We start from the raw sequence: 22,676 nt of genomic DNA, 5'->3' as shown, positions 1-22,676 counted from the left end.
CTAACTACTTTGCCCAAGCAGGCACATAGGCATCCGCATCATCGATCCGTTTTGCAACGGTATCTCGAAGTTCATCCAGAAACCTGGTCTTAGAAATCGACTTGCGGCGTTTGATCGTCGTAAATCTGCGATAGAAATTGGACAAATTCACTTCAAAGGCCTGCTCAAACACATCCACCATATCCGATATATCAACATCGCCCTCATTGAACTGCTTGGTCTCAAAAAGACCATACAAAAGCTCGATCAGATTGGTCACCTCTCCCGTCCATCGCAGTTTACGCCCCTTCTTGCTCATCAAATCTGAACCCACCAAAGCTACAGGAGCCTGCAGTTCAGCAAGGATAAAAGCCTGCATTTTTTCATAGGCCATGAACGTTGAAAACAGATAATCGCCCGCAGTGGCAAAAGCAGGATCAAGTTCTGGCACACCCAAACCCATGACACCACCAACATCTGCTCCCCGAACAAAATAAACAGAATCCATTTCTTGGGCACCCAAACGGTAATACTGATACAAAAACTCATGCTGGCGAAAAAACAATGAGAAATAATTCAGCTGCTCCTTACAATACGCCGAATACTCGCTAACCAAAACTGGCTTACCGTTTTCAAAACCATATCGTTCGGTGACATAGATTAACTGACTATAGCACTTGGGCTTTATCACCTTAAAAAAATCAATTTCCTCTTGCTCAGAAGAAAACCCCTTAACCACGACTGTTCGTAACTCATCCAGGGCCCTCTGTATCAGGAATAAACTGGACCTTAAAATTTCCAGAACAGAAAACTGCCCATTCTCCACTTTTGTAAGTTCGCCCTGCAGTTTTGAAAGCAGTGCATCGCATTTTTTATTCATAACATCTCAATTAAAGTTGAAAGAGCGATAAGACAGGTCAAAACTACAGTGGATACTCTCCTAGCGCTGTGACCAGAGCCACAATCGATAAAGGAAAAAAAGAAACCTAACACGCATGCGAAGAAAGTTAAAAAAAAGAAATTCCCTGTGATTTAGGTCACAAAAGCGATGTGGATAGAAATTTTCTGGCGAATAAAAATTTTTCAAATGACTGCTGGTGATTCGTAAATTGCCCAAGAATAAATCCTGTTAAAAACTGACCCACACGATCACATGAAAATAAAGCTCTCTAAGCTCCTGCTCAAATATTACTTCCGCCTACAAGAGGATTATTTGGTGCCATTTGGTCCATTTGACCAAAAAGGCTCCTACATGGCGTCGGTGCAAATCGAGCCGATATGGAAAAAGCTAAAGCTCTCGTCCAAACTCAAGGCAATTTTAACCATCAGATGGAAGCCAGATAATGAAGAAATGATCGCCAAGGCAAAAGAAGTATTGCACAATGATGTCTTTGGTACAAAAACAGATTTCGGAAATGTACTCTTTGACATAAACCTGCTTCATCATCATCGCAAATGGGACCTAGATTACCTCACAGCAATTGACCAGCAGAAGATTGAAGCCCTACAGGGTGTCAGGTTATTGACGGCCCAGAAAAACAGCAAATCAACCAGCGATTATTTGCACTTAAACCTTGCGCTTTACAGCCCATTGATGTGCAGCCTAGTTATTCCAATGATGGCAAAAATCCCTGTGACTTCTCTTCGTTACGGGTTGGAACTGCAAGAGGGTTTTACCTTCAATTCCATTAGGGCCGCCAAACACCCACAGGCAGATGATCTTATTGCATTTCTGTATGAAACTTTAACTATCCAACAGAAAATTTTTTCATCCTTCCATAGCTTAATACATCTGATGAACGAGATCAAACACGAAAAAGGGGACTATAAACTTACAGGCAATGAAATGGAAGCGATTTCGGAATGTGATTCCATCATCAATTACCTCAAGGCATCTGTAGAGAAAATCGTGATGATCCTTGGACTTACCTTTGAGATCACCGATCTTGACTCCAAACAAAAGCATCAGCAAAAATTACGGGCGCTGGACCAAAAGCTTCCTCCCAAAGCTAAGCAGCAACCTTATTTTACTTTTGTCTGGAAGTTTATCCAATCTGACGAACTCGATAAGCTCAATAGCCTAAGAAATGGGGTAAATCATAAAAAGGGCGTATCCACCCTACAACCACACAGTTATCTCGATAAGGAGATGTCTGCCTCACCAATTGCTGAATATTATGATATCCTTTTGGGTCAGCACCGCAAAAACACGGCTATCTTCCTAGGCGTACTTGCGCTATTGACCGATGACCTGATGTTTCGAAAACCACCAACAGCAGAAGAAATCCCCTTCTGTCAAGATTTAATGGACATATCTATTGCTGTTATGACTGAAATTGAAAAAGAAAATATGATGAAAGATAATTCATCAAATCAATAGCTAACGAATAAGCCTATGCTGATTCTTATAGAATTAGCATAGGCTTATTCTGAGCAAATATATTCCCGCCTAGCGGAGAAACAACATCCCATACCTGTAGCATTCAGCAATTCTATACCCCAAAAAATACCATTCATGACCCCAAAAAGTCATCCTCCATCCAAAACACCTACAAAACTACAGCTGTTTAACACAGTCAGAAAGGGACCAAAAGGCCTTATCTATGGTCAAGACTGACCCAAGTGTAAACTAATATCGCCACACATGGAGACATCATATCAAAGCCAGGACTTTTTACAGGTGCTTAGCCGCATCAGTCCACTTCCTGCCAACTTCCAAGAAAGAATAATGGCACAACTGTTGACCGAACATCACCCGGCCAAAGATCTATTACAGCAACCAGGAGACATTTCCCGGCAAATCTACTTTATCAAGTCCGGCTTCCTTCGTGCCTATCATTTGGATCACCATGGAAAACAACATACCATTTGGTTCGCAGGTAGTGGCGAACTGATGATCTCAGCCCGTTCCTTCTTCACCCAACGGCCCTCTGAAGAATACATTGAAACCCTACAGCAATCCATACTGCAGTCTCTAACCTGGAATCAGCTTCAATCTTATTACGCCGATTTCCCTCAAGCAAACCTCATCAGTCGAATCTTCACCGAACGCTACTATATCCAGGCTGAGGAACGTGCACTTTTCCTCCGCACTCAATCTCCCCTGCAGCGTTATCAGCTGCTGCTAAGCAGATATCCCTGCATAGAACAGATGACCACCACGGTCAACATCGCTTCTTACCTGGGCATGGAACGCGAGACCTTCAGCCGAATGCGAAGCCAGCTACTTAGGTATAAATCCAGCATCGGCTTACCCAACCTTAATAAGAAAAAATAAGAAAACCCAATCATGGAACTTATTGGGCACTTTCCTTCCCCAGGAAAAACCTCAGTATTCGCTAATTAGTTAGCGATAATTATTTTTTAACGGCATACTTTAAATTATCAAACAGCCTTTCTATTAGCCTCCTATCATGCGTAATAATTTCTGCGGTGCCTTTACTCTCGTATTTAAAATCAAGTCTACTGCCATAATTGGTTTTTAACCCATTTGGAAAGTCTACTGTAATTAAATAGGTTTCGATATTACCATTCTGAGTTTTCTCAGTGTTTGTTGTCAGCGAAATAGTTTTTACTTTTCCTTCCACAGAACCGTATTCCATGTAGGGAAAGTTGTCCAATTTCACAATTACCTCCTGCCCAAGTTTAACTTTACCCGCACCCATGGCTGGCAATATAACTTGTCCATAAGGCATATTATTAATAGGTACAATTGTAAAAATTGGATCTCCCGCTTGCACAAACTGATTTTCATTATAAAATTTGAGATATTGTAGCTTCCCATCAAAAGGAGCTTTAAAAACATATTTCTGTTCCCAAATTTTGATATTGTCAATCAGATCATTATACGATGAGATGAGGTTGATATGCAATTCTTTTTCTTTCTCTGGATCTTCGATATGCAATTGCTGTATTTTGTTTTGCGTTTCCTGTATGGACTGTCTAGCTGCAATAACAGCATTGGTTGAAGACTGTACTCTATCCTTTGCACTCAAATAACTCATTTCCGTTCGGTCAAGTTCGGCTTCACTAATCACTTTTTTCTTGAATAATGTTGAATCTCTTTTATAAAACTTGTACACATAACCCAGCGAACTCTTTGCCATTGCCAATTGATTTTGACTATTATCGATTGCTTTGCGCTGTTCGACTAAAATAGAATTGAAACTGGCCTTCTGATTATCATAGAATTTATCTTCCTTATAATTCATGAACTGTTGAATAGCATTGATAAAACCATAATATTTGATATTCAATTCACCAAGGGAGATGTTTTTAGGAACATGATTACGAATACTACTGATATCATCTGAAGATGGATTGTATTTTTTAAGCAACTGACTTATGGAATCGACGGCAAAAGGAGTTGTTGAGTTTTCTATGTAAGCAATAATTTGCCCTTCTTTTACCTGGTCTAATGAACCAATGCCATTGAGCTTTAATTTACCACTACCATTAGCAATCAATTTAATAGGAGCATTGCTCGCATTTACAACAATATGCCCAGAAGCTATATCAGGATAACGCCCAATCCAACCGAAGATAGCCATTAGGATAAAAAGAAATAATACAATTGCACTGACTGCCAAACCGAAGCGACTGGGCATCCGCTCGATGATGGCCGTCACTTCTTCTGAACGTTGGGACTGAAGAGCGATGCCGAGTTTAGTATGTTCTGTAGGTATAGGTTCCATTATTAGCTGTTATAATCTTATTTTTAGTGATGTGTTAACATGTTTAATTTATTATTAGGAAAGGGCTAAGGTTCTCTTCATAAAAGAGAGAGTATTAATTCTCCAAGGCCATAGGTGCTATAGTCGTACTACTTAAATCGACCTGCGACTGAACCAATAGATAATACCTACCTTTTTTTTGCATGAGCATATCATGATTACCTATTTCTACCACCATCCCATTTTGCATTACCACAATTTGATGAGCCTTGCGGATAGTACTTAAACGATGGGCTACCACAATTACTGTTTTTCCTTTAAAAACATCATCCAAGGCAGCGGTTATTTTTTGCTCATTAATGGTATCCAGTGAATTCGTCGCTTCATCGAAAAAAAGGTAATCTGGATTCTTATATAGGGCTCTTGCAATTAAAACACGCTGTTTCTGACCTCCACTCAGTCCACGACCTTGCTCGCCCATGATGGTCTCATATCCTAAAGGCAAGGCTTCTATTTCCTGAGAAATGTTAGCCGTTTGTAAAGCTTTTTTCAATCTATCGTAATCCACTTTTTCATCATCCAAAGTGATATTGTTCAGAATGGTATCGTTAAATATCTTGCCATCCTGCATCACTGCCCCACATTTATCCCGCCATTGACGTAAGCTGATATTATTAATGTTCATGTCCCCAATTCTAATATCACCATAGGTCGGTTTGTATAAACGCAGCAATAATTTTAGTAAAGTTGATTTCCCGCTACCGCTATCGCCAACAATGGCTGTTACCTTTCCTTCAGGAATTATCAAACGAATGCCTTGCAAAATAGGTTTTCCTGCAGGGGTATATTGAAAACCAACATTGTTGATGATTAAACTCTTTTTTTCAGGCAGCTCCATACTATTCTGGCCCACATTGTCGTGTTCATCTGGTAATTGGTGTATTTCATTCAATCGTAAAAAACTCAGTTGGGCAAACTGGAAGCCAATAATAAATTGGATAAACTGGCTAACGGGTGCATTTAGCATCCCAATGATAAACTGTGTAGAAATCATTACCCCAAAAGTGATATCACCCGAGATAACCGCCTTAGCACAATAAAAGGTAATAAACAGGTTTTTAAGTTGATCGATAAATTGGGCGCCCAAATTCTGCGTATTGGTGACACTCATGACCCGCAGATTTACTTTATACAACCTAGCCTGTATCCCTTCCCATTTCCAGCGTTTCTGCTTTTCATAATTATTGATTTTAATATCCTGTATACTCGAAATGGTTTCCACCCAATAACTCTGATTTTTACTCACCAAATCAAAATACTCCCAATCTAGTTTTTTCCGCAGTTTTAAAAAAGCCATTACCCAGCCTACATATAGTGTACTTCCAGCTAAAAAAATATAAAAGATAATAGGGTTGTAAATGAATAGGATAATACCAAAAACGACAAAAGTCAACATCGAGAAAATCATTCCTATGGAGTTGTTCATCAAAAAAGAACGGATGCGCTCGTGATCTTGTGCCCGTTGTAAAATATCCCCCGTTTTTTTATTCTCAAAAAAAGTAATGGGCAAACGCATTAACTTGATCAAGTAATCGGAAATCAATGCAATGTTAATCCTTGAGGTAATGTGCAACAAAATCCAATCGCGAACCATATTGCTCAACAAAACACTAACGATAATGGCAACGTTGGCAATGAGAATGATATTGATAAAATCAAGGTCATGTGTTTGAATACCCACATCAATAATTGCCTTACTAATAAAAGGCATCATTCCCTGAAGAATGGTTACCAATAACATAACAAAAAACAGGTTAGCAAAACTTTTTTTATAGGGTTTAAAATAACCCAAGAAATTTTCAAAAGTTTTCAAACGCTCTATCTTCTCATCTACTTGGCGCTCGTAAAAATCAGCCTGTGGCTCCAGCGCCATTAACACCAATTTTTCCTTATTCGTTTCATCATTCACAACCCCTCCATCTTTCTTGATGGTTTTTGCGGCAAATTCTGCTGCAGTATAGCTCACATACCCTTTTGCTGGGTCTGCTACATAAATGGTACCCATTTTACTTCCTAAATCTTCAGTCTTCTGTCTTCCTCCTTTAACCTTATATACGACTACAAAATGACTATTATCCCAATGCACGATGGCGGGTAAAGGAATTTTATCGATGAGATCTATTACTGTACATTTTAAGGCCAATGATCGTAAACCGATCCCTTCTGCTGCGTGGCTCAAATCTGCAAACGAAATACCTTCTTTAGTTAGCCCACACTTATCCCTTAAGTATTGTAAAGAATAAAATTTTCCATAATGTTTAACAATCATTTTAAGACAGGCTGGACCACAGTCCATCATATCCATTTGTAAATCGAGGGGAAATTTAGTATTGAGCATAGTAGCTTTATTTTGCTGGCTAAGGTAACATGGACGAATCTGTATTAGACAAATTCCACATCATTAATCTTACACAAACGTTTGTGTTTGTTTTAATCTAATTTTAGATAACTATTTAAGAAAATAAAACTAGGTATTTAGTTAAAGAATGCTTAGATCTATTCTAGATCATTAACCATTCCCCCTTTATATAGTCTTAATACTACACAAACGTTTGCGTTTACTTTATAAAATAGTAGTAAACAATTTCTTCTAGTTTCGTTTAAACTTAAAACCAAATATAAATATGAAAAACAAAGCTAAATTAGCGTTCGAGATGCTGGAGATGGAGATGGAGCTGATTGAAAAAAATGAATTGAAGAATTTTAATGGTGGTGACGGTCCAATAACATGGGGTTCTGGTGGTTGGTTGACAAATGAATTAAGTATAGCATTTGGTAAACCAGTTACTAGTGGTGTTGATGCGGATGGTAATTGGATGATAAAAATTGGAGATGGAGCACCCAAACCTTTAACTATTAATCTTGATGAGGTTACTATCACACCAAATGGCGGTATGAAGAAACAAAATGGTGAGGCTATAAATGGCTGGTCGGACATTTTGCCTCCTGCGCCACCCAATTACGGTGGTGGTTCAAATCCAAATCCCCCAACAGGTAGTGGGATAATCCCACCTCCAATTGAAGAGGAACCTTGGCTGAATGTTAATTGGGATAATTTTTATGATAGTGTTGTTAATAATTTTTCACCGAGCGGTGAATATTACCCCCCGGGAGATAATGAATACTTGACTGGTTACAATTCCGCAGGTTACAATTCCGCAGGATACAATTCCGCAGGATACAATTCCGCAGGATTCAATACCTCAGGGATGGACAAAGAATTTGTTGCTTTAATGGATGCAACAGGCAAAACTGCTGACGCATTTGATGGTGTGATGCAATCAGTTGAAGGTATTGCTAAGATGGGAGATTTCGCCAAAGAAGCCACTCAACTTTTAAAAGATTTTCAAAAATATTCAGGGGCAATAGGAAGCGCTCTTGGTTTAATTACTGATTTTATAGAAATTTATCAAGATGGTCAAATTACTAGAAGCGAGTTAATAACCTTTTTAACCGATCAGGTTGTAGGGCGTGCGCTTGGTGCTGTTCCATTGGCTGGTGGTATAATCGCTACTCTTTATGATGTTACTGGCGCAGATGATTGGGTTGGTGAACAAATCACCAATTTAGTTGATGAGTACTTTCCTGAACCAGTTACTACCCCCTAATATATCAATATGCTATTCCGATTTTATGAAAATTTAATCTCTGCAACACTAGTAATCCAACAAAAAATTTTTAGATTTTATTCTATTGGATCGGCATATCGAGTAGTAGAAATAATTATTGGAATTACGGCTTTTCTTTTAAGTGCAGCAGGTTATAAGTATATAGGATTTAATCCTTTAATTTCAATTATTTCTTTAGCATTACTTTTTTATAGTGGTTTATTTCTATACTATAAGAAACCAATATCTAGTGATGAAGAAAGATTAATATGTGAATTTAAAAGAAAAAAAAAGCCAATCAAATTAGCATTTGTTGGATTCATTTTTATTTTATTAATCCTAACTCCTGTTGCAATAGTAACCGCTATTATTTTTAATTATTTTAATATAATTTAAATATAGTACTAGAAATAATATTTCTAGTACTATATTTTTTCTAAAAATTAATTATTTGAAACAATTTTGATAACTATATTACTTCCCACCTATAACTACGCTAACTATATTGAGAAATGCATTCAAAGTATTCTTGAACAAACATATAAAGATTACGAGCTTTTGGTTCTGGATGATGGAAGTATCGATAATACAACGGAAATTGTTGAAAGGATAAAAGATAAGCGAATTCATTACTTAAAGAATCCAGCAAATTTGGGCATCGTAGAAACCCTTAACTTAGGGATAAAACTCGCAAAGGGAAAATATATTGCTCGTATGGATGCAGATGATATCATGGTAGGAAATAGACTACAAATGCAAGTTGATTTCCTGGATCAGAACCCGCAATTTGGTATAGTTGGCTCGTGGTATAAAATAATGGATAGCAATGGAAGGATAATTTCTGAAATGAAGAATTATACTGATCCTGATTACTTACGACTAGGATTGATGTTTACAAATCATTTTGCTCATCCTACTGTTATGATGAGAACTAAACTTGTTAAAAAACTTCTTTACGATAAAAATTTTTTGCACTGCGAAGATCATGAACTTTGGACTCGGTTTTCTGAAATCTCAAAAGTCACGAATTTACCATTCTTCTTTTTAAATGTTCGATCTCATTCCCAAAGCACTTGCAACTTAAACCAAAAAGAATTAAAAACTTCTGTTATTAAGTTACTTTCTAAAGAACTTAATAAAAAGGGCATCTGCCATACTCCTAAAGAATTGATGTTACATGCATCAATTTGTTTTGGCTCAAGTAAAAAACTTGTTGGACAAAAAGAGGTGGAAAATGATTTGCGACAGTGGTTTGAAAAAATATTCTCATCAAGTTACTTAAAAAAAAACTTTTCTCAGTATATGTTGGATACTTTCAAAGTAAATATTATGAAAAATGCAGGCCTTGAAACTGAGCAAGAATGATAAATGTTTTTTATTTTGATCTAGATCTGAAAAACTCTATAAACGGAGTTTCTTCATACAAAAACAATATTATTCCTTATTTAGAAGCCAATAGAAATATCATTCTACATTATGTTGTCTTTAGTGATAAGTTTACAGAACCAAAAGTTGAGGAACAATCTTCTAGAAAACTTTATAAGTTACCAGTAAGTAGCTTTTCAAAGCTTTTCACAGATGATATTGATTTAAAATCAATATCCTTTTTTGTGAACGAAATCAAAAATTGTAAGAATATAGTTCTTCAATTTAACTGGATCAATCTTTGCAATCTAGCATATCTTATCAAAAAACAGATTACATGTACAACAATTTTAGTCAATCATTGTATTTCCTGGAAAGAATATGTTTCTTCTGATTACAAGTTATTTTATGAGCTACACAATGCATTTACAAAAAATAAGGCAATCAAAATTACAAACAAGCAAATACTTTATGAAATTGGGTCATACACTTATATAGATCACATTATAACAGTAACAGATTGCGCTAAGAAATCATTTACGCAATTGTTTAAAATAGATACCCATAAGCTCACTAAAATTTCGAATGGCTTAAATCCTTCGCTAATCCAACCTCAGTTTAATCATAACAAAAACAAATTACGTAAGCAATACGGATTTGATGAGGTTGAAAAATTGATGATTTTTGCAGGTAATATTAATCTACAAAAAGGTATATTTGATATTGTATCCAGCTTAAGTCTATTACTAAAAAAGCACCCCAATTTCCGTTTAATTATAGCTGGTCCGGGTAATTATGAAGGGATCTTAAAACTCGCTAAAAACAATTGGAGTAGAATAACACTATGTGGCAGTTTAGACAAGCAAACACTGTATGATTTCTATGCTATGAGCGATATGGGAATTGTTCCTAGCTATGTAGAACAATGCAGTTATACTTGCATGGAAATGATGCATAACAGTCTACCTATAATTGTAAGTGATGTAGATGGACTGAAAGAGATGGTAAATGATGATTGTGGTTTAAGAATTAAGGTAGATTTTAAAAAAGATAAAGCCTCACTTAACCAAAAAGACCTGATCGAAAAAATCTCGTTTTTGCTAGAAAATCCTGAAAAGGCTAAACGATTAACTAAAAATGCAATGCGATATGCTTTGGCAAACTTTACAGCCGAGCGTATGGCTGAAGAAACGGTAGCAGTATACGAGAAAACTCTTTCGGGAAAAACCGAATTGATAAAGAACAATATTCAAAGCAAGGTGATTTCATCCAGTACGCCCTTCGTCAGTATTATCATACCTTGCTATAATGCCCAAAAATATCTACAAGAATGTTTGGAGAGTATTTTTAAACAATCTTTTACTGATTTTGAAGTTATTCTTATTAACGATGGTTCTTCGGATGGCACTGACCAGCTCATTAAAAACCAAACCGATACCCGAATAGTTTATTTGCAAAATGAAAGTAACTTAGGTATTTCTTATTCACTGAATAAAGCCATTAAACTAGCAAAAGGCAAATACATTGCTCGTATGGATGCTGATGACACCATGCATGTCGAAAGGCTAAAAAAGCAAATAGATTTTTTGGAAGCTAATTTAGATTATGGCTTAGTAGGTAGTTTGCATAACGTTGTTGACCCTAATGGCATGCCATTCTATAAAATTGAAGTGCCCGAAGAAAACAAGGAAATAGATTTAGGAATGCTTTTTTTTAATCCAATTTCTCATCCAACTGTCATTATGAGAAGTGAATTAGCAAAAAAAAATCCATATAATATAGAATACAGTAGGTGTGAGGATTACGAGCTATGGTTCAGATTGTCTAGAAAAACAAAAATAAAAAACATACAAATACCTTTGATCAATTACCGTACTCATCCTAACAATACCGTGATGCATCATCAAAAGGAAATGCAGCAAAACGTAATGGAACTGTTAAGTGATCAATTGGACAAGCGTGGTATAGAGCATACCACTGAAGAACTAGTTTTACATTGCGCTATTGGCTTTGGAATGGGAAAAAGATTTTTTAATACCTCAGAGCGCCTAGAAAATCTAAATAATTGGTTAAATAAGGTTTTTGCAAGTGAAAATATCAGTTCTAAGCATACAAAAACGGAGCTTGAAAAGTTTAGAAGATTTTTGCTTGAAAAATGTGTAGAGTAAATGCGTTTATAAGAACATTTATTGTCATTAAAAACCACTATCCTCAACCGTAAGCTAGTTAAGTTTTCTCTAACCCAAACCTAAATTCACTAGGGCTCATTCCCCTGAACCGTTTGAAATACACCCTAAAATGCTGTGTTGATGAAAAACCTAGTTCATAAGCCACCGCCTTTATCGGAATATCAATATCTAGCAACAAAATTTCGGCCTCTAGGCAGATTCGTTCCAACACCACCTCAAACATTCTTTTTCCTGCATACCAATCCTTGCACAGACCATTCAAGCGCCGAGAAGAAACAGCCAGTTTTCGGGCATAGAAACGGGTAGACCGCTGTAAACGGAAATATCTTTCTAAACTCTCCCTAAATTCATCGATCAAGTCCTTTTTCCCAGTCAAGCTACCCCTAGCTGGAATCTCACCTTCAAAAAGTTGTAACATCAACAGGGAGAACAGCAGCCTGAGCCGCTCCCTATTAGTCCCGAGAACCAATTCCATTTTCAAAAGTCCTAATTCCTGTTCCAAATGAGGTATCCGTTCTTTGGTTAGGTTAAGTCGCCAGGGCCGAACCTCTCGAGCAACATTCCTAGCTAAGGGATAACGCAACACAAAATCCTCAAGATCTTTATCAGAAAAACACACAAGATAAGCCACCTCCATCCTACCAGACAACAACTCTGGGGCTACATCCCCCTTGAAGGCAAAAGCCATTGCCGAAGTATAGCTGAATTCCGTCGCTCCAATACTCAAATGACCATCACCCCTTAACACAAAAAGAACTTGGTTTTGACCACTAAAGCCATCAGGTAAAGCCGAATCCATTACTTGAAAAACTGAATACATTATTTCTTTTTAAGGCGAAATAATAGGATTGGTTTAAAAAAATGGAACTTAGACGCTATTTAGGTGGTCAATGGTAGGAAAGGAAAGACGAGCCGTATAGATCTCCCATAATTATTGACCTTAAAAATATAGGGGCATCTTAACAAAATTGTGATAAAGATGTAAAACCAGGCTATATGCCTTTAATTGATAAGTTTAGCGGTATTGTTTTCTTCAAAAGAACCTCTCCTATTTCTATACCGTTTTCCTGGAACAAAAAAGAGCAGTATGAAAGTAAGCATATCGAAAAATCCAAACAATAACTTCTCTACTTAAAGCTTACCCAAGGCATGCCCTTTTGACGCCTCAAAAGCCTTTTTGAAACCATCGAAACGGTTACGGCTGACTAGCAAGGAAACTGAAACCTCGAAATCATCGGTCAAAATCAGGTTGGCCTGCTTGTTCTTCACTTTCTCATAACCCTTAATAGCCGAAAGGGAGAACATCAGTGAGCGACTGATTTGATAAAACTCTAGGGGATCCAATAGTTCGGCAAGCTCCTGCATCTTCAGGTCGATGTTGTATTTTCTGCCATCCTTCATCCAAACATAACCAACATTTTCCTCTCGTTCAAAACACAATACTTCTTGTGGTAGCACCATGACCACCTTGTTTCCTAGCTTGGTTTCAATGGTATACTGATAGCCTTCCTGTTTCTCTCGCATCTGGTAAAATCCATCAAGCTCGCTGCTCAACTGCTGATTAACTAGTGAACTTGCGAAATAATGAGCAGCAAAAAACCACGCTACATACAGTATATTCAAGGACAATACCATCCATTTGATGATCGGAAATTCTACGGTCATGTAACCGCTCCTATCAAAATCATTATTGAAGACCCAGAAATATCCTCTAATAAAAAGAATATCCAGCACCAACACCAGCAGGATTCCCAATACAAATTGCAACAATACTCTTGGCAACCATGATCTCACCCAATCGTACTTGCTGTCTAACCATTTGGTTATCCAGTGAACCATCTGGATCAGTAGAAAGGAAGCCACTACACTAAAGGCCAAAGCCACCCAATAGTTCAACTGATGGAATAGCTGCCAGGAAGACTTGGACTGGCCCTCCACGGTAATCAGGTGCGCAACGACAATGGAAAGTATTAGCCTGAACGGCCATTTCAGGTAATTGATCGAGTCGACTTTTTCAGGATGTAATGTATTTCTCATAGGCATAGGTGAGGCCAAAAGTATATATTTTTTTTCTTTCAGCATTGCCTGGACACCTTAACACTCCAAGAATTACCACTGAACACCCTAAATCTACCATTCACCATAAAACAGGCTTTAATAGTGAAGAAACCGCTTTTTCATCCGCTAGTTTTGACCCAAGCCGTAGCTATTACGAGTACGGATCATTCACCTAAAATATCAATATCATGGAAAAATTCCCCTTATCGACAAGCGGTCTACAGGACCTCATCAGCGAAATGTATGCTCTTCCCGATGCCCAGCTTCAACAACAGGCCGATTCTATTGGAAGCGACTTTAGCGCTTGGATCATCGAACATTTTATTCTCGATGAAAGTCAAATCAATTTTCTACAAGTAATCGATGAACAATTCATCGCCAGGGCCGCAAGTGACTGCCAGTATTTCCTGGGAAACCGACTACCGATTTCCTTAGTTAAGGAAGCACAAGTCCAGCGAGCTGAGCCTGAGGATAGCGAGGATCGCGGCAAATTGCTGGATCTGGATAAAAAGACCAGTTCAAGCTTTTCTGCAGCAAATGGCTACACCAGTAGCGAAGAATTGATCTTCACCATCAGCTACCAAAACCCAGTATAGCACCATACTCACCTAACGGGCTGGCAAGAAAAGACTAGTCAGCCCGTTAAAAATGCAAACCCATGGACCATAACACATTATTCGCAGGGCCAAATGAACTTCGAATGATTTCCAGACGTTTCCTCCAAGAGTTCACCGCATCAGCCGAACAGGTTCACTATAAAAAAGGGCAGCAATGGCTGGCAAGCGGACAACAATCACGAGATATCCTATTGATCCAGCAAGGAGCAATGGCCTCCAGCCAGCATTATAAGCAAACCAATTGTATCACTATGCTATGGACAGCTCATGATATCGTTTTTTCTGGAGAAAGCTTCTTTCACCAGCAACCCTCGCAGCAAGACATCTGGTTCCTATCCGACGCGACGGCCTACTCCATCAACCATCGAACCGTCAATGCCCTGAGTGCAAAATACGATGATATGCACTTTATCCTGAACTTTTACTTAGCAGAGGCCCTCACCCAGTCTATCAGGCATAGCTTTATGCTCACCTATCACAGCCCTGCAGAAAAATTCGCCTATGCCCAAAAGGAATTCCACAGCGCCTTTAACCAATTGACGCGAGAACAACAAGCCAGTTTCCTCAATATCACCCGACGAACCCTCAGCGATCTACTCTGATTGCATGATTTCTCACCAAATCGTGCAACCCTTCCCGTATAAAAAATTCCATCCTAGTTAATTTGGTTCAATAAACAGAACTGGCATGATACCTAAAAAATACAACACACTGGCTATCCAGTGCATTACCTTTTTACTCATCCTTCTATGGACCTATACCGCACTAAGCAAGTGGTCCGAACCAACAGCCTTTCGTTTCTCGCTGTATAGGCAACCTTTTAGCACATCCTTTTCAGATTTCATTTTCTGGGTCCTGCCCCTATCAGAACTTACTGCAGCGACACTCCTAGTCTTTACAGCTACAAGACCCTTAGGATTTTATCTCTCGACCTTACTATTAACCGTATTCACCATTTACATTGTCATAGCACTTTTAGGGGTATTTGAAAAAGTGCCCTGTTCCTGTGGCGGGGTGTTGAAAAGCTTGGGCTGGAAACAGCACCTGCTATTTAATCTCGTCTTCTTTGCCTTATCTACCTATGCAAGTCTTGTCGTTTACCAACAGAAGAACCGAATCTAAACTAAAACGCTACCTCTAGGCTCTGGGAGCCTAGAGATAGCGGTAGCTACCCACCTCACCGGTAGATAAATCGTCCTAATTCAAACCCAACTTTTTCGTTCGCTTTTTCAAATGCAAAACAGTGATCAATCACATGAAAACAATCAAAAAACTCAATTTCGCCATTCTTGCTGCTTTCTTTGGCCTTGTTCTAGTCTTGGGCATGAGTGCTTTTCAGCCTAAACAAGATACCCAGTACTGGTTCGAAGTAGACACCTCAACCGGTGACATTCTGAGCTATCAAGGCAATGAAGAACCAGGAGGAGACTGTGTATCTTCCAATCCATCTAAACCTGTATGCAGTGTAGCCTTTGACGAGACAGACATTTCCGATCCGATGAATCCAGAAGCGCCGATTTCAAACGTAGCTTCCGATCCTTCCAACCAAATTGACGAGCTCAGAAGATTATTGGATTAATAAAAAGGGGAACGGGTAAACTCGTTCCCCTTTTTCTATCTGTTATTATTGGGCATACCAGACTGGCGAAGTACATCGTTAGGCAAAGGCATTATATATCTTGGATCACCCGGTGGCAATCGATAGGTTTGTCCTTTGATCACCCTAATGAGTTCGCGTTGTAAATTAGGATCTTGGTTTAACCGGCGAAGGTCCGCCCATCGAATGCCACGAAATACCAGTTCTTTTCGCCTTTCTGAAAGTACCAGATCTAGCACCGATTGGTTTACACTTGGAACAAGTGGCACAAATTTACCAGTTTTATACCTTTTCACTAGGAGTGTATTCAGCACCTCAAGCGCCTGAGTATCTTTTGTCATCCTTGTAAGGCACTCGGCCTTGATCAATAGCATTTCATCCACTGCAAGTCCAGAAAAAAAGAATGGCAAGGTCGTATAGCTCCCTTTGAATGCCATCGTTCCTGCATTGTTGAAAAAATATAACACCTTCCTCAGATCATCTGCCCCATAAGAATTGTAGAGCTCAGGAACGACATTAAGACGTGTACTTCCAAAGGCCGAGGCATAGACTAGTTCCGAGTGGTAAATGACCTCATCGTTCAAAACCTTGAAAGGATTTGCCGCGGTCGGACTGATGCTATTGTAATCCAAGAGTACAGCCTGAAGAGTAAGCGCTTTTTCAGCAAAGTCTAATGCTTGTTCATACTTGCCCATTTGAAGATAAACCCTCGCTAGTAGTGCATAGGCAGCCGCTTTGGATCCCCTGGTCTTAACCAGTGGAAGATCTGGTAATAACCCACTGGCTTCGGTCAGATCAGAAATGACCTGAGCATATCCTTGGGCCACCGTAGATCTTACGGAAGGCAAATTGATATCGGCCTCCAGCCTTAAGGGAATTCCTGCGGCATCATTGCTGGCACCTAGCATATAAGGATTGCCAAAAACCTGTAATAGGTTATGGAAGGCCCATGCCCGGTAAAACAGCGCCTGTCCACGCAATTTTGCAGCGTCAGCGCCATCCTTCAGTCTTTGGGCACCCTCAATCACCGTATTGGCGTAGAAAATCATCTGATAAGGACGGTTCCAATCATAGCTAGTCGGTTCGGAGCCGAAGATATCCCTTGCCCAGATATAGGCATTGCGCTCCGAGGCAGCAGAAATCGTCTCCCATCTCGCATCAGCAAGTACAAAATCTCCTGCTCCCTGTTCGCCGAGCGAAGGATCTCCCTGCTGATTCATCACAGCCGTATTGTCCAGCAGAGCCTGCAGATCTTTCGCCGTGGTGGGTACAACCAATTTTTTATTGGATTTGACTTCCAGAAAATCTTTTCTACAGCCAAACACTAATGCTAGTAAAAATACAATCACCAGTCCAGTTGTTTTAGTTCTTTTTCTCATGAGAATCTAGTTTAAGTTTGTTTTGATACCAATCGTAAAAGTGGGAGCTAGCGGATAGATTGCTAAGGGCATATCTGGATCCAGTCCCAATTTATTGGCTCGGTACAGTAGGCCCAGATTGTTCCCCAGCAGATAAAGCTGCATGACACGTAGACCCATTTTAGTTCTCGATGGAAGCTTCAGTTGATAAGAAAGGTTGACATCCTGTAGCCGAATATGGTCACCCCGTTCCACCATCAGGCTGGACTGGCCGTAGACCGTTTCTCTATTGGCATTGATACTGGCAGGAATAGCAGGGACACTAGTAAACTGTTCATCCCCTGGCACTTTCCACCGAGAGGCAAACTCCACATTTCCAGCACCACTGGAAAAAAGTGTGGAATAGTTCAGTCCGTCACGCTTGAAATAATAACCAGTCTTGAAACTGAGCGTTGCACTTAACGAAAAATTGCCGTAACTTATTCCGTTACGAACAAATCCAGTCAGCAGTGGATTCCCTCTACCATGGTAAATGAGTTGTTCTGGTTTAAGCTGTTGAAAATAACCCGTATAGTCCTTCCCCAATACACCGCCAACCATCACCAACGGATCACCTGTTGCCGGATCTAGCCCGTACCAAGGAAGACTGTATATACTATTCAGCGATCTTCCCGTTGCTGGGGGCACCACAGTACCCGTCACCAATGTAATGACTGGCACATTTGCCTTTTCTTCATATTCGGTCACTATATCCTTTGCATAAGATAACAGCAATGATGCAGTCCATCGGATAGCACCTTTTGAACGGTAGTCCAACGAAAAATCTAAACCATTAGTTCTAGTCGAAGCATAGTTCACCAGATTAGTAATTGCCGCTGCACCAAGGCCTGTAGTGGGATCGATTGTGCGGTTACCCAACAAATCCTTTCCGCGTTTCACGTAATATTCAAGGCTACCTCCGAACCTTCCGAAAAATCCAAAATCAAGACCGAGATTGGTAATCTGCACCTTTTCCCATCTTAATTGGGGGTTGCCAGGATTCAACACTGATGCCCTGCGTTGGCCAGTTAAAGGATCGTTGGCATAGCTTGCGGTTACAAAAGCAGATATTCGGTTATCAATGTTTCCATTAAATCCATAGCTCGCTCTAAGCTTCAACCTGTCTAGCCATGGAAATTTCAGGAACTGTTCTTTATCCATATTCCAGGCCAGGCCTGCTGACCAAAGTGGAACACTCTTCTGATTGGCCTTTACCCCAAAAAGATTTGAACCGTCGAGCCTAGCGCTCCCACTCAAGGTATATCTTTCTAATAGGCTATAGGAACCATTTACATAAGAAGAAAGAAACCGATCGGTTAGGGAACCGACTGCCCCACTGTTAGTTGGCAACTGTGCGGTCAGTCGTGGTCTAGTTGGGTAACGGGTCACAAAATCTAACCTATCTGCAAAAGTCAGCACTTCTGGATCATAGCCGTATAGTTTTAATCCGTTGGTTTCTGCTACCACTTCTCGCCCTTCAGCTCCCAGTAGCAGATTTACCGAATGTATGCCAAAACTTTGCTGATAGTTCAGTTGCCCCCTGAGGCTGTGCCCACTCTTGTATGAACTGTTCGCATCCAACACCGCACCATTTGGAAAGGCCATCGATCCGTCTGCTTGGGTATACCTGTTCACCAGATTACGTACGTAGTAACTGTCTTTTGCATACAAATTTTCTCTGTCTGTCCATTGTCCCTGAAATTGGTAGTCCAGCTGAACATTAAACCCACGAAAAGGGCCATATTTCAGTCCGAAGGAAGTCCGCAGTTCTCTTGTGGTATTGGTATTATCGAGTAGATCTCGTTCTTGCACTGGTCTGTACTGCCAGTCCAATAGACTTAAAGCAGGTGCCTGTAACACATAACTCCTACGAAAATCACGTACCAATGCAAGGGGATTCCCATCGGTATCCTCGAGCTGTGCATAAGGATATGCTCCAACGCCAAGGTCACTAAACGCTACTCCATTTTCCAGTTCCCTTGCTTGCACCAGAAACAGCCCTACTGTCAACTCTAGTTTTTCGAGCGGGCGGTAGCGATGCTGGGTATTTAAGGTTAGCCGATTTGATTGGTTCCCACGCACCGAAGCGAGCGAATTGTTATAGCCAAGGTTTAGTATGGAACTGCTACGAGCCGAACCGCCCGAAATCGAGAGTGAAGACTGACTAAGCATCGAGCCTCTATACAGCAACTGGTTTGCCTGTTTTCTAATATCGTTGTCCGATAGCCCCGAAATCGCCGCATCCACCTGTGCGGAAGTCAGTCGTCCATTCTTTCCATCGAACAACAATTCCACCACGGGCGATAGCACCGATTTACCTAAATCATTCTCTAAGGCCGAATAGAAGCCTTTTGCAAAGAAAGCTCGTTCGGCCTCAATGAAATCCACCGAGGGCATAAAGCCCCTGTCATAGTACAAATCGGGTTTGGGCGAATAGATAAGGTTAGAGCCAAAGGAGATTTCTAGTGGGCCATTGTACTTGCCCTTTTTGGTAGTAATTACAATCACCCCATTCCCCGCTTTTGCCCCCCAGATACTGGCTGCTGCTGCATCCTTGAGCACGGTAACACTCTCAACGTCGCTAGGATTAATATTGGTCAAATCCCCTTCATAAGGGAAATTGTCAACCACTACCAGCGGCTCGGTGGCCACGTTGATGCTACTCTCTCCGCGAATACGCAATTTGGTTGTACTTCTATCGAATTCGGGTTCTACTCCCCGCCGGTCAAAAACTAGTCCTGGAACCGTTCCCTCCAATCTCCCCAACAGATCCGCCGAAGCACTCCTGTTCAATAGTGCCGAATCCACTTTTACAAAAGAACCCGTCACCCGCTCGCGCACCAATTGCTGATAGCCCGTATTGACCACCACTTGATCCAGCAGTTTGATCGATGCCACTAGCCGTACGAGTACTCCCAATTCAGCACCTGCTACAACTTGCTCCATCGGAGCATAGCCCGTCAGACTCACCAGCAGTACTTTACTTTCACTAGGCACGACAAACCTTCCCGAACTATCGCTCATCACCACAAAACTGCTTCCTTTCACCTTAATTACGGCACTTGAAAGCGATCTTCCATCCGCACCATCCACCACCCGTCCCTTTATTTGCCCAAAGCTGGCAACTGTAAGGCCAAGCAAAAAGCACAGTATTAAAAAGCGTACTGCTCTATATCTTAATCCTTCCATCATCTCTCCCTCTTTATAGTTTCCTTTAAAAGTGAGCCGCCACCCACTTCTCTCACAATTACCATGTTTGTTTCAGCAATTTCCTCCGAAAATTGCAAGCCATAGACTGCCAGCGCTGCATTCACCGCAGAAAGATCTTTAAAGTTTACTTTTATGTCCATCCTTAGCAAAGAAGAAAGTCCTGTCTGATCTACAATTGGTAGAGGTAAGTTCCAGTTGGCATAGCTATAAGCTGCAATAAACTCAGGCAAGCTCCTTCCGCCCGAGACAGCCACAAGCCCAGCAGTATCTCCAACCACCTTCAGCACCCTGCATTTCACTTTCCGTTTTTCCACTGATACCTGCACCCCCAGATGAGCCTTAAAAAACCGATCCAAATCAGAGCGCATGATCTCCATCAGCTCTGCTCTAGAAACCCCACCAGGCAACACCAAGTTATAGCAATACGCATTTTGTAACATCCAATTCTCCTGAGCCGCATCATCTCCATCAAAAAGAATTCTCGAACGTAGCTGCTCTCCAGTTTCGATCACAAATCTGTTATTCACTGGATAAAATGGAATCTGTGCCTCCAGTGCCCTACTGTATAAACTCATCAGCGTTCCGTTGGTCAGCGAGATAAACCCCTTACGCTGCAGCACCCGCTCGCCCGAATTGTCAAGTCCTTGTACATATCCAGCGATCACCGACTGACTCAGTAGCTCCTTGCCATCGCCGCCATTTCCCGCTATAAAAAGCGGTTTCCCCGAATCAAAATCAAGCTGCTCACTCTTCTCTCGAAAGGACAATGCCGCTCCAGAAAGCGCCAAACGGATATTCGCCGCTGTCGCATAAGCTTTGCTGGCAATAGCCACGACTATCCCTTTTCGGATCCACACCTGGTGCGGCACCGATAGATGCGGAAAATATGTTGCCAGCACCTTATCCGACACCACCGAATGTACCAAGCGTCCCTGAATTTTCTCAAAACCTTGCATATCCACCACCGATTGCATAGTCACTGGTAAAGCCACAAAATCCCCTGCAAAACCCAAACTCAGACTATCTAGCCGATAAAGCTCAGGAATACAAGCCTTGCACCATGTTGCCCAGAAATCCAGTATCACCAACTTATCGCTAAACGAAGAAAGCCGCACCGAAGAGACTTTCCCTCCAGCATAAAACTCCAAATCCCGCCCCAATAATACCTCGGGCACCCTATCTCCCACTTTCAGCGGCACCACAGCCCCTATAACCTCCTGAGCCATCACCCCACAATTCAGGCGTAGCAGTCCCAGGACGAATAAAATCATCAATTTTTTCATGTTTATGGTTCTAAAAAATTTAAGTTGAACTAAAAGAAATGCAGCACAAAAACACCACACCCCAAAAAAGAAAGAAATAAAAGAAAAAACGGACGGCAGTTATTAACTATTTAACCCAAATCCAACAACACCGCCCGTTCCCATAGCCCCAACTACTCGGGACTACAGATCACCAGGCTAATCAGGATCTTAAACCCTAAACTGTACACAAAGAAAATTCCCGAGAAAAAAGCAACCACAACACACCATCTTCTCCATTGCTGAAAATCAATGATAAAACTGAATATCGTTTTGGTTAGTTTTTTCACGGTTAATCAATTTAACCGAAAGAAAGCATAAAGATTTGGGCCACCTTTAGTGCTTATTCCGCAGTGAAGGTGTAGGACCACCACCGCCTTACAGCAGCCGAACACGGAATAAGCAGGTGACCCAAATCCTTACGCTATACAAAGATAGCATAGGAATTGAGTTTTCCCTACTTCTCGTGTTCGAACGTCCTACTTTTCACCACAAGTTCTTTCAGTAATTACTTCAATTCAGTTAACTGAATTTTATTTTTATCTAATCTTTTTTACGATTATTATAATTCCCTTATTTGATACGACTAATATAATAATAAATTTTTAAATCCACAAGTGGA

Annotated in this window: 18 protein-coding genes; 10 read left to right on the top strand and 8 right to left on the bottom strand. The window is 40.4% G+C overall.

Features of this window, described 5'->3' with window-relative positions:
* Window positions 1–4: 4 nt before the first annotated feature.
* The gene (locus GM921_RS00530) at window positions 5–859 is read right to left on the bottom strand and encodes an RteC domain-containing protein (protein WP_182920659.1); all 855 of its coding nucleotides are present in this window, start codon (window positions 857–859) and stop codon (window positions 5–7) included.
* Between the two features lie 273 nt (window positions 860–1,132).
* On the opposite strand from GM921_RS00530, the gene GM921_RS00525 reads away from it, so the two are divergent.
* Both GM921_RS00525 and GM921_RS00520 read left to right on the top strand, forming a co-directional pair.
* On the top strand, window positions 1,133–2,359 hold the full coding sequence (locus tag GM921_RS00525) for a hypothetical protein (RefSeq protein WP_182920658.1): 1,227 nt from the start codon (window positions 1,133–1,135) through the stop codon (window positions 2,357–2,359).
* 264 nt (window positions 2,360–2,623) lie between these two features.
* On the top strand, window positions 2,624–3,256 hold the full coding sequence (locus GM921_RS00520; protein WP_182920657.1) for a Crp/Fnr family transcriptional regulator: 633 nt from the start codon (window positions 2,624–2,626) through the stop codon (window positions 3,254–3,256).
* A gap of 79 nt (window positions 3,257–3,335) precedes the next feature.
* On the opposite strand, the gene GM921_RS00515 is transcribed toward GM921_RS00520, so the two are convergent.
* Together GM921_RS00515 and GM921_RS00510 are read right to left on the bottom strand one after the other, a co-directional pair.
* Window positions 3,336–4,673 (bottom strand): HlyD family secretion protein, encoded by a 1,338-nt coding sequence (locus GM921_RS00515; RefSeq protein ID WP_182920656.1) that lies wholly within the window; start codon window positions 4,671–4,673, stop codon window positions 3,336–3,338.
* Window positions 4,674–4,767: 94 nt separating this feature from the next.
* Complete coding sequence (locus tag GM921_RS00510) at window positions 4,768–7,050, bottom strand: peptidase domain-containing ABC transporter (RefSeq protein ID WP_182920655.1); 2,283 nt, start codon at window positions 7,048–7,050, stop codon at window positions 4,768–4,770.
* 286 nt (window positions 7,051–7,336) lie between these two features.
* Here GM921_RS00510 and GM921_RS17630 point away from each other — a divergent pair, with 286 nt between their 5' ends.
* The 4 genes from GM921_RS17630 to GM921_RS00490 all read left to right on the top strand — a co-directional run bounded on the left by GM921_RS17630 (window position 7,337) and on the right by GM921_RS00490 (window position 11,853).
* A complete protein-coding gene (locus tag GM921_RS17630) occupies window positions 7,337–8,320 on the top strand; it encodes a hypothetical protein (protein ID WP_235969753.1) in 984 nt (327 codons plus the stop codon).
* A gap of 9 nt (window positions 8,321–8,329) precedes the next feature.
* Window positions 8,330–8,716 carry a hypothetical protein gene (locus tag GM921_RS00500; protein WP_182920654.1) on the top strand — a complete coding sequence of 129 codons (387 nt, stop codon included), beginning with the start codon at window positions 8,330–8,332 and terminating at the stop codon, window positions 8,714–8,716.
* 66 nt (window positions 8,717–8,782) lie between these two features.
* On the top strand, window positions 8,783–9,685 hold the full coding sequence (locus GM921_RS00495; protein ID WP_182920653.1) for a glycosyltransferase family 2 protein: 903 nt from the start codon (window positions 8,783–8,785) through the stop codon (window positions 9,683–9,685).
* Window positions 9,682–11,853, top strand: coding sequence for a glycosyltransferase (locus GM921_RS00490; protein ID WP_182920652.1), 2,172 nt, complete (start codon window positions 9,682–9,684; stop codon window positions 11,851–11,853). The genes GM921_RS00495 and GM921_RS00490 overlap by 4 nt, the downstream gene beginning before the upstream one ends.
* Before the next feature lie 58 nt (window positions 11,854–11,911).
* On the opposite strand, the gene GM921_RS00485 is transcribed toward GM921_RS00490, so the two are convergent.
* Together GM921_RS00485 and GM921_RS00480 are read right to left on the bottom strand one after the other, a co-directional pair.
* The gene (locus tag GM921_RS00485) at window positions 11,912–12,694 is read right to left on the bottom strand and encodes a helix-turn-helix domain-containing protein (protein WP_182920651.1); all 783 of its coding nucleotides are present in this window, start codon (window positions 12,692–12,694) and stop codon (window positions 11,912–11,914) included.
* 311 nt (window positions 12,695–13,005) lie between these two features.
* Complete coding sequence (locus GM921_RS00480; RefSeq protein WP_182920650.1) at window positions 13,006–13,911, bottom strand: LytTR family DNA-binding domain-containing protein; 906 nt, start codon at window positions 13,909–13,911, stop codon at window positions 13,006–13,008.
* A gap of 209 nt (window positions 13,912–14,120) precedes the next feature.
* Between GM921_RS00480 and GM921_RS00475 the strand changes: the two genes are divergently transcribed.
* From GM921_RS00475 to GM921_RS00460, 4 genes are all read left to right on the top strand, one after another.
* Window positions 14,121–14,528 (top strand): hypothetical protein, encoded by a 408-nt coding sequence (locus GM921_RS00475; RefSeq protein ID WP_182920649.1) that lies wholly within the window; start codon window positions 14,121–14,123, stop codon window positions 14,526–14,528.
* 62 nt (window positions 14,529–14,590) lie between these two features.
* The gene (locus GM921_RS00470; RefSeq protein WP_182920648.1) at window positions 14,591–15,151 is read left to right on the top strand and encodes a Crp/Fnr family transcriptional regulator; all 561 of its coding nucleotides are present in this window, start codon (window positions 14,591–14,593) and stop codon (window positions 15,149–15,151) included.
* Between the two features lie 85 nt (window positions 15,152–15,236).
* On the top strand, window positions 15,237–15,671 hold the full coding sequence (locus tag GM921_RS00465; RefSeq protein ID WP_182920647.1) for a MauE/DoxX family redox-associated membrane protein: 435 nt from the start codon (window positions 15,237–15,239) through the stop codon (window positions 15,669–15,671).
* Between the two features lie 133 nt (window positions 15,672–15,804).
* Entirely contained in the window at window positions 15,805–16,128 is a 324-nt protein-coding gene (locus GM921_RS00460; protein WP_182920646.1) for a hypothetical protein, read from the top strand.
* A 35-nt stretch (window positions 16,129–16,163) separates the two neighbouring features.
* On the opposite strand, the gene GM921_RS00455 is transcribed toward GM921_RS00460, so the two are convergent.
* Genes GM921_RS00455 through GM921_RS00445 form a run of 3 tightly spaced genes read right to left on the bottom strand, consistent with a single transcriptional unit; the run spans window position 16,164 to window position 22,036 of the window.
* Window positions 16,164–17,525 (bottom strand): RagB/SusD family nutrient uptake outer membrane protein, encoded by a 1,362-nt coding sequence (locus GM921_RS00455; RefSeq protein ID WP_182920645.1) that lies wholly within the window; start codon window positions 17,523–17,525, stop codon window positions 16,164–16,166.
* A 6-nt stretch (window positions 17,526–17,531) separates the two neighbouring features.
* Window positions 17,532–20,735 carry a SusC/RagA family TonB-linked outer membrane protein gene (locus tag GM921_RS00450; RefSeq protein WP_182920644.1) on the bottom strand — a complete coding sequence of 1,068 codons (3,204 nt, stop codon included), beginning with the start codon at window positions 20,733–20,735 and terminating at the stop codon, window positions 17,532–17,534.
* Complete coding sequence (locus tag GM921_RS00445) at window positions 20,732–22,036, bottom strand: TlpA family protein disulfide reductase (protein WP_182920643.1); 1,305 nt, start codon at window positions 22,034–22,036, stop codon at window positions 20,732–20,734. Before GM921_RS00445 ends, GM921_RS00450 begins: the two co-directional genes overlap by 4 nt.
* Between the last annotated feature and the right edge of the window lie 640 nt (window positions 22,037–22,676).

The organism is Pedobacter planticolens (assembly GCF_014172375.1).
In the GTDB taxonomy this organism is placed as follows: domain Bacteria; phylum Bacteroidota; class Bacteroidia; order Sphingobacteriales; family Sphingobacteriaceae; genus Pedobacter; species Pedobacter planticolens.
The sequence above is the reverse complement of the archived record's forward strand: the minus strand, read 5'-3'. Positions and strand labels throughout refer to the sequence as shown.

What these genes read in the sequence shown, in the direction of transcription:
- GM921_RS00530 (WP_182920659.1), bottom strand. Translation starts at nt 859, where the DNA reads ATGAATAAAAAATGCGATGCACTGCTTTCAAAACTGCAGGGCGAACTT.
- GM921_RS00525 (WP_182920658.1), top strand. Translation starts at nt 1,133, where the DNA reads ATGAAAATAAAGCTCTCTAAGCTCCTGCTCAAATATTACTTCCGCCTA.
- GM921_RS00520 (WP_182920657.1), top strand. Translation starts at nt 2,624, where the DNA reads ATGGAGACATCATATCAAAGCCAGGACTTTTTACAGGTGCTTAGCCGC.
- GM921_RS00515 (WP_182920656.1), bottom strand. Translation starts at nt 4,673, where the DNA reads ATGGAACCTATACCTACAGAACATACTAAACTCGGCATCGCTCTTCAG.
- GM921_RS00510 (WP_182920655.1), bottom strand. Translation starts at nt 7,050, where the DNA reads ATGCTCAATACTAAATTTCCCCTCGATTTACAAATGGATATGATGGAC.
- GM921_RS17630 (WP_235969753.1), top strand. Translation starts at nt 7,337, where the DNA reads ATGAAAAACAAAGCTAAATTAGCGTTCGAGATGCTGGAGATGGAGATG.
- GM921_RS00500 (WP_182920654.1), top strand. Translation starts at nt 8,330, where the DNA reads ATGCTATTCCGATTTTATGAAAATTTAATCTCTGCAACACTAGTAATC.
- GM921_RS00490 (WP_182920652.1), top strand. Translation starts at nt 9,682, where the DNA reads ATGATAAATGTTTTTTATTTTGATCTAGATCTGAAAAACTCTATAAAC.
- GM921_RS00485 (WP_182920651.1), bottom strand. Translation starts at nt 12,694, where the DNA reads ATGTATTCAGTTTTTCAAGTAATGGATTCGGCTTTACCTGATGGCTTT.
- GM921_RS00480 (WP_182920650.1), bottom strand. Translation starts at nt 13,911, where the DNA reads ATGAGAAATACATTACATCCTGAAAAAGTCGACTCGATCAATTACCTG.
- GM921_RS00475 (WP_182920649.1), top strand. Translation starts at nt 14,121, where the DNA reads ATGGAAAAATTCCCCTTATCGACAAGCGGTCTACAGGACCTCATCAGC.
- GM921_RS00470 (WP_182920648.1), top strand. Translation starts at nt 14,591, where the DNA reads ATGGACCATAACACATTATTCGCAGGGCCAAATGAACTTCGAATGATT.
- GM921_RS00465 (WP_182920647.1), top strand. Translation starts at nt 15,237, where the DNA reads ATGATACCTAAAAAATACAACACACTGGCTATCCAGTGCATTACCTTT.
- GM921_RS00460 (WP_182920646.1), top strand. Translation starts at nt 15,805, where the DNA reads ATGAAAACAATCAAAAAACTCAATTTCGCCATTCTTGCTGCTTTCTTT.
- GM921_RS00455 (WP_182920645.1), bottom strand. Translation starts at nt 17,525, where the DNA reads ATGAGAAAAAGAACTAAAACAACTGGACTGGTGATTGTATTTTTACTA.
- GM921_RS00450 (WP_182920644.1), bottom strand. Translation starts at nt 20,735, where the DNA reads ATGATGGAAGGATTAAGATATAGAGCAGTACGCTTTTTAATACTGTGC.
- GM921_RS00445 (WP_182920643.1), bottom strand. Translation starts at nt 22,036, where the DNA reads ATGAAAAAATTGATGATTTTATTCGTCCTGGGACTGCTACGCCTGAAT.